The organism is Streptomyces sp. NWU339 (genome assembly GCF_003143855.1).
Classification (GTDB): domain Bacteria; phylum Actinomycetota; class Actinomycetes; order Streptomycetales; family Streptomycetaceae; genus Streptomyces.
Map to the genome: position 1 here is coordinate 19,983 of NZ_QFRK01000055.1, position 13,631 is coordinate 33,613.

Sequence of the window (13,631 nt, forward strand, 5' to 3'; positions counted from 1 at the left end):
AGCGCTGCTCTCGCCGTGTCCTCAGTCTGCACGATGCCGACGCGACAAGGCAAGAGCACTGCTCTTGTTTGTGTGCGCTGCTCTGAGTTCGTGGGACACTGATCTGCATGAGCAGTACTGCACACGGCGCCCGTGCCCGAGCGAGGCTCGAAGTCACCGCGGCCATCAAGGAAGCAGCCCGCAGGCAGCTCGCGGCGGAAGGCGCCGCCAAGCTCTCACTGCGGGCCGTGGCCCGAGAACTCGGCATGGCCTCCTCCGCGATGTACCGGTACTTCCCGAGCCGCGACGACCTGCTGACCGCGCTCATCATCGACGCCTACGACTCCCTCGGCGACGCCGCCGAAGCAGCCCATGGTGCGGTCGCCGGCGCCGCGCCGGCCCGGCGCTGGACCGCGGTCTGCGAGGGCGTGCGCGACTGGGCGCTCGGGCACCCGCACGAGTACGCGCTGATCTACGGGTCGCCGGTGCCCGGATACAGCGCGCCGGAGACCACCGTCCCGGCCGCCGCTCGTGTGGGTTTCCTGCTCAGGGACGTCCTGCGGGACGCGCAGCGCGACTCCGAACTGGCGAAACCCCCGCTTCCGGCCGGGCTGCGGCCGGAGGCCGAGCGGATGGCCGCCGACCTCGCGCCGGACCTCCCGCCGGAGGTGGTGGCGGCGATGGTGGCGGCCTGGGCCGAGCTGTACGGACTGATCGGGTTCGAACTGTTCGGGCAGTTCCACCGGGTCGTGGAGGACCGCGCGACGTTCTTCCGGCACGCGGTGGGCCGACTCGCCCACTCCGTGGGCCTGCCGGCACTGACGTAGCGGCGTCCCCGGGCACCCTTGACGGCTTACTTCGCCGGGAGTACACGTGATCACGACGCCGGGGTGGTGCCGCTCTCCACACCCGTCGTCCAGCGTGACGGGCATGGACGAGCAGCACGGGCGCCGAGGCGGGCCGCCGGGGACGTGGCGGCCCCGGCCCGCCCGGGCGGCGGCGGTACGGCGTTCCACCGCGCTTCTCACGGCCTTCGTGCCGATCGGCTCCCACTTCGCCGAACACGCCCAGGCGGGCGAGCAGATGGCGCTGGACCCCCTCGCGCGACTGCTGCTGTCGTGTCCGGATACGGCACTTGGGATCGCGGCACGCGCGCGTGCGCGTCGAACAGGACGCGGGGCGACTGCGGCCGCGTATCGACGACGGACCCGCCACCGGAGCCCTGTCCGAACTCACCGAACGGGAGCGGGAGGTGAGGGCCCTGGTCGGCATCGGCCTGTCCAACGAGGAGATCGCCCGCCGCCTGGTCGTCAGCCCGCTCACCGCCAAGACCCACGTCAGCCGACCCATGGTCGAACTGGGCGCCCGTGACCGGGCGCAACTGGTCGTCCTGGCCTACGAGTCGGGCCTGGTACGGCCGGGCTGGCTGGGCTGAGAAACCATCCGGAACCGCAGCAGCACACTGGCCACACGCACGAGGAAGAGAACCGGCGCGAGCACCAGCCCGGCATGGAGCAGGAGACCTCCGACGGTGCCCGGGAGGCTGAAGAGGAGCGCGGGACCTGCCACCGCCCCGAAGAGGACCGCCGCGGCGAACGCCGCGCTGCACAGGGCGTAGCCGATCTCGATGGTGATCGCGTCCCGCTCGGCCTGAGTCCGCCGCACCTGTGCCCCCGGAACAAGTCCCTGCTTGGCTTTCCCGAAGTCAAGCAGCCCGGCGCCGGGCGGGCAAGCAGCTCACCCGACCGCACTGCACGGACCCGGCCTGCGCGACGGCGACCGGGGCCGCACGGCGCCGTGAGCACCCGCTGGTACGCCGTCGGGGTGAAGCCGTAACCCGTGTGAACGCCTCGAATGGTGGGAGCGACTCTTATGACTGACGGTTAATCACGTCGGGGCCCGGTCAACCGTGCTGGCCAGGTGTCAGCAGCCGGGTGCGCCGACGGAAGGACAGTCAGATGCGCTCTGCCCGCATGCTGCTCGCCACCGCGACGGCCACCGCGGCCCTCGTGGTCGGGGCGCCCGCAGCCTTTGCCGCCCATATGGGCGACTCGGACCACGACAAGTCTTCCTACAGCAAGGAGCACGAGGAGGACAGCCGCCACGACGAGGACAGCAGGCACGACAAGCCGCATGGCGGAATGCACGCCGGCGGCGGCGCCCTCACCGCTGTGGCCGGGGACGACGGCGAGTACAACGACGAGGACGAGGACGAGTACAAGGACGAGAGGTGCGAGGAGCGCGAGGAGGAGAGGTGCGACGAGGGTAAGGACGAGAGGGGCGACGAGCGCAAGGGCGAGAAGGGCGAGGGCGGCCACAAGGAGAAGCCGCGCGGCGGAGTGCACACCGGCGGCGGTGCCCTCACCGCTGTGGCCGGGGGCGACGGCGAGTACAACGACGAGGACGAGGACGAGTACAAGGACGAGAGGTGCGAGGAGCGCGAGGAGGAGAGGTGCGACGAGGGTAAGGACGAGAGGGGCGACGAGCGCAAGGGCGAGAAGGGCGAGAAGGGCGAGGGCGGCCACAAGGAGAAGCCGCGCGGCGGAGTGCACACCGGCGGTGGGGCCCTCGCGGCCGTGAACGAGGGCGATTGGAGCGGCAAGCACGACGACGGCGAGCACAAGGGCAAGAAGGACGAGGGTGGCTACAAGGACGAGGGCGGTTACAAGGACGAGGGTGGCTACAACGACGAGGGCGGCTACAACGACGAGGGCGGCTACAAGGAGAAGCCGCACGGCGGAGTGCACGCCGGCGGTGGCGGCCTCGCGGACCCGGCTGTCTCCGGCGGCGGCCTGGCTGCCCTGGCGGTCCTCGGCGCCGGTGCCTACGCGCTGAAGCGCAAGAAAGCTTTCGGAAGCGTGGCCTGAGCCATGCCTGACGTCATAGGAGCCGGGGCCGCCGTACGCGCGACGCGTGTACGGCGGCCCCGGCTCGTCCTTTTCGTATGCCGTGTTCGCTGCCGTGTCCGAATGAGGTGGTCCCCCGATGGCAGCCCGCCCCCTTTCCCCCGACCACAACGATCCGACTCCGGCGAGGCGGAGACTGCGCGCCCTCATGACGGCGATCTTCTGGGGTACGGCGGCCCTGGTGCTTGCGGTGAGCCTGCTCGGCGGCGGGGAGGAGCTCTCCGCCGACGCCCGCGGCCCGCACTCTCCCCCCGCGGCCTCCGCCGTGATGTCCCCATCGGCGTCCCCTTCGGCCTCCGGTCCCGCCATGACCGCGTCGACGAGCAAGCAACTGCCGCGGTCCGCCCCGACCCGGATCCGCATCCCTGACATCGGCGTCGACGCGCCCTTCACCGATCTCGCCATCGGAGCATCGGGCCAACTCGACGCACCGCCGCCGGACGACACCAACCTGGTCGGCTGGTTCGCCGACGGGGCGTCCCCGGGTGAGCACGGAACGTCGATCATCGCCGGACACGTGGACACGAAGACCTCGCCGGCCGTGTTCGCCCGGCTCTCCGAACTCGAGAAGGGCGACTGGTTCACGGTGGAGCGGGCCGACGGGCGGAACGCGACGTTCGTGATCGACCACGCGGAGTCGTTCGCCAAGAACGACTTCCCCAACGAGCGGGTCTACGCCGACACGGACGACGCCCAGGTCCGGCTCATCACCTGCTCCGGAGCCTACGACCGCGCGGCCAAGGACTACACCGAGAACCTGGTGGTCTTCGCCCACCTGGTCTGACCCGGACGGACCGCCCGCCACGGACGGACGTCGGCATGGGTTCGCTGCCCGGAAGGGGGGAGGAAGGCACCCTTCCGGGCAGCGCGTTCGTCAGGCCGCGGAGCAGGCGGACCCGTTGAGGGTGAACGCCGAGGGACTCGGATTGCGGTCCGTCGTGGTGGCCGTGAAGCCGAGGGTGACGGAGCCGGCCGCGGGGATCGCCGCGGTGTAGGGGGCCGAGGCGACACTGACCTCGGAACCGGTCTGGGCCGGGGTGCCGCCCCACATGTGGGTGATGCGCTGGGCGCCTGGGAAGACCCAGCTCAGCGTCCAGCCGTCGACCGCCGAGCCGCCGGTGTTGCGGATTGTGACCTCGCCCTGGAAGCCGCCGGGCCATTCGTTCGTCACCCGGTAGCCGATCTCGCAGGTGCCCTGGCTCCCGCCGGAGGACGTGGTGACCGTCACCGTGGCGGAACGCTGTGAGCGGTTGCCGGCCGCGTCGCGGGCGTACACGGCGAAGGTGTAGGAGGTCGCGGGGGAGAGGCCGGTGAGAGTCGCGGGGGTGCCGGTGGTGGTGACGACCGTCTCGTCACCGTCGTCGATCCGGACGACGTCGTAGCCCGTCACTCCGTTCGTGTCGGTGGCCGCCGTCCAGGAGAGAGTGGCGGACGACGAGGTCACCGAGGAGACGGCCGGCGTGCCGGGGGTGGTCGGGGCCGTGGTGTCACCGCCCGGGCCGGAGGAGTAGATCGCGGCCTCCTCGGAGGTGGCCGCGATTCCGTTGGTGCCGTTGAAGAGGCACTCACCCCAGCTGGTCAGCCGGTTCGGGTCGAAGTTCACGACCATGTCCAGGTATTCGACCCCGCCGCCGTTGCCACTCCAGGACCAGCCGAGGTAGCCGAGCCCGAGCTGCCGGGTGACGGCCAGAACGGTGTCCTCGTCGGGGTCGCCGTCGGACGACGTCACGCTCAGCCGGCGGGTGCGGGACACCGCCGTCGCCGCCCTGCTGACGGCGAAGGCATCCCTCGCCGCCGAACGCAGGGTGGCCCTGCGCATCTCCGACGACAGCGCCCTCGACCGGCTGGCCCCCGAGGACGCCGCCGACGTGGCGACGGTCGTGGGCGACCTCGTGGACAACGCCGTGGACGCGGCGGCCACCGTGGGCGATCCGGGTGCCGATCCGGGGGCCGGGGGCCCTGGCGGAGAGGGAGGGCACGACGCCTGGGTCGAGGTCGAACTGCGCCCCGACGCCGCCAGTGTGGAGATCGTCGTCCGTGACTCCGGCCCCGGAGTCACCCCCGAACTGGCCCGCGAGGTCTTCTCACACGGCTTCACCACCAAGGCCGCCCAGGAGGGCGAGCGCGGTATCGGACTGGCGCTCACCCGTCTCGTCTGCGAACGTCACGGCGGTGAGATCTCGGTGACCAACACCCCGGACGGAGCGATGTTCACCGCCCGCATGACCGTGAGCCACCTCGCCGACGCGGTGGCGGAAGGAGCCGGCCGATGACCAGTACGCACGGTGAGCACGCCGGGCCCGCGCGCGCCGACACGATCGACGTGCTCGTGGTCGACGACGACTTCATGGTGGCCCGCGTGCACCGCGCCTTCGTCGACCGCGTCGAGGCGTGCCGGGTCGTCGGCGTCGCCAGCACCGGTGAGCAGGCCGTCGCCGCGGTGGATGAACTCCGTCCCGATCTGGTCCTGCTCGACCTGTATCTGCCGGACCTGTTCGGCCTCGACGTGATCCCCCGGCTGCGCAGCGCGGGGCACGACTGCGACGTGATGGCCATCAGCGCCGCGCGGGAGGCGGAGACGGTGCGCGGGGCGGTCCGGCACGGGGTCGTCGACTATCTGCTCAAGCCGTTCGAGTTCGAGGACCTGCGGGCCAGGCTGGAGCGGTACGCCGTCCAGCGCGGTCGGCTGCTGGGCACGGTCGTGCGTGGCCAGGCCGACGTGGACCGGGTGCTGGCCGGAGCGGCGGCGCCGGTCGTGACGTACGCGGCTCCGATGCTGCCCAAGGGCATGAGTGTGGAGACCGCCGAACTGGTCGAGCGCACCCTGCGCGAGGCCGACGGCACGCTGTCGGCCACCGAGTGCGCCGCCCTCACCGGCGTCTCCAGGGTCAGCGCCCGCCGCTACCTGGAGCACTTCCACACCGTGGGCACGGCCGAGGTCTCGCTGCGGTACGGGGCCGCGGGACGGCCGGAACGCCGCTACCGGTTCGTCGGACGACCCCTGCGGCAGGCCGACGGGCGGGCCGATGAGGTCCGCCCGCGGGGCGGGGCGCGGCTCTAGGCGTGCTGTCCCGGGACCGGCGGGCCGCGCGGTCCGGGGACGGTGTTCATCCTCCCCGGTCGGCGGTCACCGGGCCCGGGACGGGCGTGGCCTTCCGCTTCCGTACGAGGCGGGGAGGCGGGCTGACGCCAGGGCGAGGGCGGCGGCCGCGCTCGCGATGCCGAGAACCGCGCCGGCGGCGACGTCTCCCGGGTAGTGCACGCCCGTATGGATGCGTGAGTAGCCCACCGCGCCGGCCAGTGCGCCGAGCGGGCCGGAGGCCGCGGGCAGGACCGTACCTACGGCGGTGGCGAAGGCGACCGCCGACGCGGTGTGCCCGGAGGGGAAGGAAGCCGAGGTGGGCATCGGGACATGCCGGTCCACGGTCACCCGGGCGGCTTCCCGGTCCGGCCGGTCCCTGCGGACCAGACGCTTGCCGAGCAGATTGGCCGACGCCGACGCCACGGCTATGGCCCCCACGCCGACGAGCGCGGCCCGGCGCTGCCGCGACCCGCCCAGGGCGAGGGCACCGGCGATGGCGAACGAGATCTTCGAATGGTCGGCCGCGTGCGAGAGGCGGCGCAGGGCCCGGTCGAGGGTGGGGGTGGGAGTGGCCGCCACCGCCGCGTACAGGGCACCGTCCACGGCCCTGAGATCGCCGAGGACGGCGGACGCCATCCGACGGAGTCCGTCGGCGGGCCGGGCGGGCTCGGTGAGCGGACGGGTACCGCCCTGGTCGGTGGTGGTCGGCTCGTTCATTCGTCTCTCCCGCGGTGGCGTTGTGGAGGGGGTCCGTGTGTTCGGGGCTCGCCAGGGCCTGGCCGGCGGATCATGCCGCAGACGCGGGGCATGCACGCCCTCCCCTCAAGCTCTTCGAGCAGAGGGGACCCCCTGCGGCGTTGTCGTCGATCGCAATGGCTCCTTCCCCAAGCTCTCGGCTTCCCCCACTCTCGGCTTCGCTCGAGCGGGGGGACCCCATGAGCGGGGGAGACCTCGACCGACTCCCTCCTCCGCCTTGCAGCTGACCGCACCAGGCCCCGCTCACCGGCGCTGATGAGGCGCCGTCGAGTTCCCGCGGCCTGACCCGCCGGACAGGCCCTGGGCGCACCCGCACCGTGGACCGGGAATCACCAGGTGCCCACGGTACGCGTGATCCACCCGGTACGTCTCCGCGCCCCCGCCGCAGCCCGGCCGTCACACCCGTCCGGGTGGCCGCCGCCGGTCAGGCCGCCCGGAAGGTACGCAGGCGGAGGGAGTTGCCGACGACGAAGACCGAGGAGAAGGCCATCGCCGCCCCCGCGATCATCGGGTTGAGCAGGCCGGCCGCGGCGAGCGGCAGCGCGGCGACGTTGTAGGCGAAGGCCCAGAACAGGTTGGACCGGATCGTGCCGAGAGTGCGGCGGGCCAGCCGGATCGCGTCCGCCGCGGCCCGCAGGTCGCCCCGGACGAGGGTCAGGTCGCCGGCCTCGATGGCCGCGTCCGTGCCGGTTCCCATGGCCAGCCCGAGGTCGGCCTGGGCCAGCGCGGCCGCGTCGTTGACACCATCGCCGACCATCGCGACCGAGCGGCCTTCCGCCTGAAGGCGCTTGACGACATCCACCTTGTCCTGCGGCAGCACCTCGGCGATGACGTCCTCCGGCGCGATCCCGACCTCGCGGGCGACGGTCCGGGCCACCGCCTCGTTGTCGCCGGTCAGCAGGACGGGCCGGAGGCCGAGCGCGCGCAGCCGGCGCACCGCCTCGGGGCTGGTCTCCTTCACGGCGTCGGCGATCTCCAGCACCGCGCGCGCCTCGCCGTCCCAGGCCACCGTGACGGCGGTGCGCCCGGCGGCCTGGGCCGTCTCCAGGGCCCGCGCCAGCTCGGCCGGCAGCTTCAGTTCCCACTGCGCCAGCAGCTGTTCCCGGCCGACGAGCACCGCATGGCCCTCCACGACACCCTGGACGCCGAGTCCGGGCACGTTGCCGAAGTCCTCGGGAGAGGGGAGCGTGCCCAGCTTCTCCAGGGCGCCGGCGGCGACGGCACGGGCGATCGGGTGCTCGGAGGAGTGCTCCAGGGCGCCTGCCAGCCTCAGCACGTCGGCCTCGTCGGTCCCTTCGGCCGGGTGCACGGCGAGCAGGGCCATCCGGCCGGTGGTGACCGTGCCGGTCTTGTCGAGCACCACGGTGTCGACGCGGCGGGTGGACTCCAGGACCTCCGGGCCCTTGATGAGGATGCCGAGCTGCGCGCCGCGCCCGGTGCCGACCATCAGCGCGGTCGGTGTGGCGAGGCCGAGGGCGCACGGGCAGGCGATGATCAGTACGGCCACGGCGGCGGTGAACGCGGCGGTCAGCCCGGCGCCGTTGCCCAGCCAGAAGCCCAGCGTGCCCAGGGCCAGCGCGATCACGATCGGCACGAAGACCGCGGAGATCCGGTCCGCGAGCCGCTGCGCGGCGGCCTTCCCGTTCTGCGCGTCCTCCACCATCTTCGCCATCCGGGCGAGCTGGGTGTCGGAGCCGACCCGGGTGGCCTCCACGACGAGACGCCCGCCCGCGTTGAGCGTGGCCCCGGTGACCGCGTCCCCGGGGGCCACTTCCACCGGCACGGACTCTCCGGTGAGCATGGAGACGTCCACCGCCGAGGTGCCCTCGACGACTGCCCCGTCGGTCGCGATCTTCTCGCCGGGGCGTACCAGGAAACGGTCGCCGACCGCCAACTCCTCGACGGGCACCGTCTCCTCGCGCCCGTCGGGCCGGAGCACGGTGACGTCCTTCGCGCCCAGTTCCATCAGCGCCCGCAGCGCCGCGCCAGCCTTCCGCTTGGCGCGCGCCTCGAAGTACCGCCCGGCCAGGATGAACGCGGTGACGCCCGCGGCGGCCTCCAGATAGATGTTCCCGGCGCCGTCCGAACGGGCGATGGTCAGTTCGAAGGGGTGGGTCATGCCCGGGGTGCCGGCGGTGCCGAAGAAGAGCGCCCACAGCGACCACAGGAACGCCGCCGAGGTGCCGACCGAGACCAATGTGTCCATGGTGGCCGCACCGTGCCGCGCGTTGGTGAACGCCGCCCGGTGGAAGGGCCACGCCGCGTACGTCACGACCGGTGCCGCCAGCGTCAGGGACAGCCACTGCCAGTACTCGAACTGCAGGGCCGGGATCATCGCCATCGCGACGACGGGCACCGACAGCACCACGGCCGTGATCAACCTCTCCCGCAGAGACCGGAGCTCGTCGGGGGATCCGGTGGAGCCGGAGGAGGCGGGCTCGTTCCCGCGCGCGGGCGGTGCGGGCTCCCGCGCCGTGTACCCGGTGGCCTCGACGGTGGCGATCAGGTCCTGGACGGTGACCGCGCCGTCGTGCGACACCCGGGCCTTCTCGGTGGCGTAGTTGACCGTGGCGGTGACTCCGTCCATCCGGTTGAGCTTCTTCTCGACCCGCGCGGCGCAGGAGGCGCAGGTCATCCCGCCGATGACCAGCTCCACCTCTCCCCGGGCCCCGGCCTCGGTCTCGTTGCCGGCTGTACGGACGGTCATGGGCGCTCCTGGTGACGAGGGCAGGCCGGAACGTGCCGGCAGCCGATTGCAGTATACGGGTCGGGGGTATCTCTCCCGCTTCCCAGATATACCCCCCGGAGGTATCTGATTTCAAGGATCGCCCAGTCTTGATTGGATACCCCTCAGGGGTATTGTGAGGGTGTGGACACCGACCCGGCCCCGGGCCGGTCGCGCTGTTCCGGGGAGATGCCGAGGAGCTTCCGAGGAGAGATGAGCATGCATACCGGATTGAAGATCACCGCATTCGCCGCAGCCCTGGCCGCGACCTTCGGCACGGCCTACGGCGTCGGCCAGGGGCTGGACCCGGTCGTCGCGGACAGCGCGCCCGCACCGGCGCACGACGAGAAACACACCCCCGCGTCACCCGCGCCCGGCGAGGGCGCGGGCCGCGGCCACTGAGACTCAGCCCAGGGCGCGGTCCAGATTGAACGCGGCGCTGATCAGCGAGAGATGCGTGAACGCCTGCGGGAAGTTGCCCTGCTGCTCCCCGGTGTGGCTGATCTCCTCGGCGTACAGGCCCAGGTGGTTGGCGTACGTCAGCATCTTCTCGAAGGCGAGGGACGCCTCATCGAGCCGTCCGGCCCGGGTCAGCGCCTCGACGTACCAGAACGAGCAGATGGAGAACGTGCCCTCGTCGCCGCGCAGGCCGTCCGGGCTCGCTTCCGGGTCGTACCGGTAGACCAGCGAGTCCGACACCAGATCCCTGGTGAGGGAGTCGAGCGTGGACAGCCACTTCGGGTCGGTCGGCGCGATGAACTTCGTCAGCGGCATCATCAGCACCGCCGCGTCCAGCACGTCTCCGTCCTCGTGCTGCACGAAGGCCCGGCGTGCCTCGGACCAGCCGTGGCTCATGATCCGCCGGTAGATGGTGTCACGGCTCGCCCGCCAGCCGGGAAGGTCGGCGGGCAGACCGCGCCGGGTGGCCATGCGGACGGCCCGCTCGATCGCCACCCAGCACATCAGCTGCGAATAGAGGAACTTCCTGCGTCCGCCGCGCGTCTCCCAGATGCCCTCGTCGGGCTGGTCCCAGTGCGTGCACACCCAGTCCACCAGCGCGCACACGCGGTCCCACTGCTCGCTGGAGATCGGCTCGGCCCACTTGTCGTACAGGTAGACGGAGTCGATCAGCGCCCCGTAGATGTCGAGCTGCAGTTGGTCGGCCGCCGCGTTGCCGACCCGCACCGGTGCCGAACCCCGGTACCCCTCCAGATGGCCGAGTTCGCGCTCGGACAAGTCGGTGCGGCCGTCGATGCCGTACATGATCTGCAGCGGGCCGGAGGGGCACCCGGCGCCGGGACTGACGTGCCGGGACACGAACCCCATGAACGCCTTGGCCTCCTCGGAGAAGCCCAGCCGCAGCAGCGCGTACACGCAGAAGGCCGCGTCCCGCATCCACACGTACCGGTAGTCCCAGTTGCGCTCCCCGCCGAGCTCCTCCGGCAGGCTCGTCGTGGGCGCCGCCACGATCGCCCCGGTCGGCGCGTAGGTGAGCAGCTTCAGGGTGAGGGCGGAGCGGTGCACCATCTCCCGCCACCGGCCGCGGTAACGGGAGGAGGACAGCCAGTGCCGCCAGTACCGCACCGTGGTGCCGAACTGCTCCTCCGCCTCCCGGTGCGCGCAGTGGCGGGGGGCCACCTCGCCGCCGACCTGGTCCAGGGCGAACACCGCGGTCTCGCCCTCCGCCAGTTTGAAGTCGGCCCGCACGTCCGGACCGTCGGCCTCCAGCGGGACGGTCGAGGTGAGCGCGAGGGACAGCGCCTCGGACTCGAACACCGCGAGCTCGCCGGCCAGCCGCAGGGCGTGCGGCCGGGTGCCGTACTCGAACCGCGGAGCCGCCCGCATCCGGAACGGGAGGGCGCCGCGCACGCACAGCACCCGCCGGATCAGCCGGTGCCGGCCCTCCTCGGTCGGCTCCGGCTCCCCGGTGACCGGCATGAAGTCCTGCACCTCACCCACGCCGTCCTCGGTGAAGAACCTGGTGATCAGGACATTGGTGTCGGGGAAGTAGAACTGCTTGGTGCGCGCCGGCACGGCCGCCGTCAGCTCGAAGGAGCCCCCGCGCTCGGCGTCCAGGATCGAGGCGAAGACACTGGGCGCGTCGAAGTCCGGGCAGCAGTACCAGTCGATGGTGCCGTCGGTCGCCACCAGCGCCACGCTGCGCAGATCGCCGATCAGGCCGTGATCGGCTATCGGCGCGTACCGCTGCCCGCCGGACGTTCCCCGCTCCCTCGCCGTTCCGTCCATCGCAGCCTCCCTGGCCCGCGGTACGTGCCGCTCTGTCTGCCAGCTTAGGCAGGCCCGGCCGGCCGGCCCGCGGTGCGCGGTTCACGCCACGACGACGCGCAGTCCCGCCTCCTCGAACCTGCGCACCGTCTCCGGGGCCGCCGCCGCGTCCGTGACCAGGGTGTCCACCGACTCGGCCGAACAGATCCGGGCGAACGCCCGCCGGCCCAGCTTGCTGGAATCGGCCGCCACGATCACCCGCTCGGCCCGCTCGCACAGCAGCCGGTTGATCGCCGCCTCCGCCTCGTCGTGCGCCGCCGCGCCGTGCACGACGTCGAAGGCGACGACGCCGAGCACCGCCACGTCGAGCGTGATCTGCCCCAGCACCCCGTCCGCGAGCGGCCCGACCAGCTCGTACGACTGGGCCCGCGCCACACCGCCCGTCACCACGATCTTGAACTGTGGGCGCACGGCGAGTTCATTGGCGATGTTGAGCGCGTTGGTCACCACCGTCAGCGCGGGCGATCCGGCCGCGAGATCGCCGCGTACCACCAGCGCACGCGCCACCTCCGTGGTGGTGGTGCCGCCGGTCAGCCCGACCGCCTCGCCCGGTGTGAGGAGGCCCGCCACCGCCTCGGCGATCCGCTGCTTCTCGGAAGCGCGGCGAGCGGTCTTGTAGCGCAGCGGCAGCTCGTACGACACCCCGTGCGCCACCGCTCCGCCCCGGGTGCGCACCAGCATCTGCTGCCCGGCGAGGGTGTCGAAGTCCCGGCGGATCGTCGCGGCCGACACCTCCAGTTCGGCGGCGGCCTCGTCCACGTCCAGCCGGCCCCGCTCGACGAGCAGTTCCAGCAGCGCCTGCCAGCGGGCGTCCCGCGACATCCGCCCTCCCGTCCTGCGGTCACCTGCCGTCTCCCGGCCTCCGGCGACCTTAGCGCCTGTCCGCCGGACAGACGCCGACGCACCCGACGATCTCTGCTCGGATGCTTGATCGTGCTTGAAACTCCGCTCTATCTTGCAACAACAATCACCGAGAAGGGTGGGGCGGACATGACGCATGCCGAGGACGAACTGACGAGTCAGCCCGAGTGCTGGACGCGGGCCGCGACGCAGGCGGCCGAACACACCCGGGTCCTCCCGGCACCGGGGGAGCGGGTCGCGGTCGTCGGCTGCGGCACCTCGTACTTCATGGCGCAGGCGGTGGCGGCCCTGCGCGAGGGAGCGGGCCAGGGCGAGACGGACGCCTTCGCCGCCTCGGAGTTCCCGCACGGACGTGCCTACGATCACGTCGTCGCCCTCACCCGCTCCGGCACCACCACCGAAGTCCTGGACCTGCTCGACCGGTTGAAGGGCGGCACCCGCACCACCGCGCTCACCGCCGACCCGGACACCGCCGTGACGACATCGGCGGACGAGACCGTCGTACTCGACTACGCGGACGAACGCTCCGTCGTCCAGACGCGGTTCGCGACCACGGCCCTCACCCTGCTCCGCGCCCACCTCGGCCTGCACACCGAAACGGTCGTCGAGGACGCGCGAACCGCCCTCGCGCGGCCGCTGCCCGAAGGGCTCGTGCACTGCACCCAGTTCACCTTCCTCGGTCGAGGCTGGACCGTGGGCCTCGCCCACGAGGCGGGTCTGAAGATGCGGGAGGCCGCCCTGGCGTGGACGGAGGCCTACCCGGCCATGGAATACCGGCACGGCCCCATCAGCGTCACCACGCGTGGTACGGCTACCTGGATGCTGGGCGACGCGCCGGACGGTCTGGCCGCGCAGGTACGGGACACCGGTGGATCGTGGATCCAGGGCACCCTCGACCCGCTGGCCGAACTCGTCCGCGCCCAGCGCCTCGCCGTCGCCGTCGCCGAGGCCCGCGGACTCGACCCCGACCGCCCCCGCCACCTCACCCGCTCAGTCGTTCTCGAGCCCTGACCCCGCCGGAAGGACCGGAAAAGAC

At 72.2% G+C, this 13,631-nt stretch carries 11 protein-coding genes and 3 pseudogenes; 8 read left to right on the forward strand and 6 right to left on the reverse strand.

What is annotated here, in order from left to right; translation table 11 throughout:
* Positions 1 to 107 precede the first annotated feature (107 nt).
* Together DIZ27_RS36990 and DIZ27_RS36995 are read left to right on the forward strand one after the other, a co-directional pair.
* Positions 108 to 806 (forward strand): TetR/AcrR family transcriptional regulator, encoded by a 699-nt coding sequence (locus DIZ27_RS36990; RefSeq protein ID WP_109382771.1) that lies wholly within the window; start codon positions 108 to 110, stop codon positions 804 to 806.
* Positions 807 to 1,198: 392 nt separating this feature from the next.
* Positions 1,199 to 1,414 (forward strand): annotated as a pseudogene (locus tag DIZ27_RS36995) (response regulator transcription factor); the annotation flags it as partial.
* Here the strand turns inward: DIZ27_RS36995 and DIZ27_RS37000 are convergent.
* Positions 1,375 to 1,644, reverse strand: a complete 270-nt coding sequence (locus DIZ27_RS37000; protein WP_109382772.1) for a DUF6332 family protein — start codon at positions 1,642 to 1,644, stop codon at positions 1,375 to 1,377. The pseudogene DIZ27_RS36995 and the gene DIZ27_RS37000 sit on opposite strands and share 40 nt — an antisense overlap.
* Before the next feature lie 293 nt (positions 1,645 to 1,937).
* Here DIZ27_RS37000 and DIZ27_RS37005 point away from each other — a divergent pair, with 293 nt between their 5' ends.
* Positions 1,938 to 2,846: a hypothetical protein gene (locus tag DIZ27_RS37005; RefSeq protein ID WP_109382773.1), complete on the forward strand. Its 909-nt coding sequence runs from the start codon at positions 1,938 to 1,940 to the stop codon at positions 2,844 to 2,846.
* Between the two features lie 118 nt (positions 2,847 to 2,964).
* A complete protein-coding gene (locus tag DIZ27_RS37010; RefSeq protein WP_375232047.1) occupies positions 2,965 to 3,669 on the forward strand; it encodes a class F sortase in 705 nt (234 codons plus the stop codon).
* 90 nt (positions 3,670 to 3,759) lie between these two features.
* Here the strand turns inward: DIZ27_RS37010 and DIZ27_RS37015 are convergent.
* Positions 3,760 to 4,605: pseudogene (locus DIZ27_RS37015) on the reverse strand (cellulose binding domain-containing protein); the annotation flags it as partial.
* Between the two features lies 1 nt (position 4,606).
* Between DIZ27_RS37015 and DIZ27_RS37020 the strand changes: the two are divergent.
* Both DIZ27_RS37020 and DIZ27_RS37025 read left to right on the forward strand, forming a co-directional pair.
* Positions 4,607 to 5,158: pseudogene (locus DIZ27_RS37020) on the forward strand (sensor histidine kinase); the annotation flags it as partial.
* Positions 5,155 to 5,946: a response regulator gene (locus DIZ27_RS37025; RefSeq protein ID WP_109382776.1), complete on the forward strand. Its 792-nt coding sequence runs from the start codon at positions 5,155 to 5,157 to the stop codon at positions 5,944 to 5,946. The pseudogene DIZ27_RS37020 and the gene DIZ27_RS37025, both read left to right, overlap by 4 nt.
* A 66-nt stretch (positions 5,947 to 6,012) precedes the next feature.
* On the opposite strand, the gene DIZ27_RS37030 is transcribed toward DIZ27_RS37025, so the two are convergent.
* Together DIZ27_RS37030 and DIZ27_RS37035 are read right to left on the reverse strand one after the other, a co-directional pair.
* Entirely contained in the window at positions 6,013 to 6,684 is a 672-nt protein-coding gene (locus tag DIZ27_RS37030; RefSeq protein ID WP_109382777.1) for a phosphatase PAP2 family protein, read from the reverse strand.
* A gap of 463 nt (positions 6,685 to 7,147) precedes the next feature.
* Positions 7,148 to 9,430: a cation-translocating P-type ATPase gene (locus DIZ27_RS37035; RefSeq protein ID WP_109382778.1), complete on the reverse strand. Its 2,283-nt coding sequence runs from the start codon at positions 9,428 to 9,430 to the stop codon at positions 7,148 to 7,150.
* A 237-nt stretch (positions 9,431 to 9,667) separates the two neighbouring features.
* Between DIZ27_RS37035 and DIZ27_RS37040 the strand changes: the two genes are divergently transcribed.
* A complete protein-coding gene (locus tag DIZ27_RS37040; RefSeq protein ID WP_146229060.1) occupies positions 9,668 to 9,850 on the forward strand; it encodes a hypothetical protein in 183 nt (60 codons plus the stop codon).
* Between the two features lie 3 nt (positions 9,851 to 9,853).
* On the opposite strand, the gene DIZ27_RS37045 is transcribed toward DIZ27_RS37040, so the two are convergent.
* Both DIZ27_RS37045 and DIZ27_RS37050 read right to left on the reverse strand, forming a co-directional pair.
* Positions 9,854 to 11,695, reverse strand: a complete 1,842-nt coding sequence (locus DIZ27_RS37045; RefSeq protein ID WP_109382780.1) for a glycoside hydrolase family 15 protein — start codon at positions 11,693 to 11,695, stop codon at positions 9,854 to 9,856.
* Between the two features lie 81 nt (positions 11,696 to 11,776).
* Positions 11,777 to 12,556: a DeoR/GlpR family DNA-binding transcription regulator gene (locus tag DIZ27_RS37050; protein ID WP_109382781.1), complete on the reverse strand. Its 780-nt coding sequence runs from the start codon at positions 12,554 to 12,556 to the stop codon at positions 11,777 to 11,779.
* Between the two features lie 168 nt (positions 12,557 to 12,724).
* On the opposite strand from DIZ27_RS37050, the gene DIZ27_RS37055 reads away from it, so the two are divergent.
* Entirely contained in the window at positions 12,725 to 13,606 is an 882-nt protein-coding gene (locus tag DIZ27_RS37055; RefSeq protein ID WP_109382782.1) for an SIS domain-containing protein, read from the forward strand.
* Positions 13,607 to 13,631: the final 25 nt, after the last annotated feature.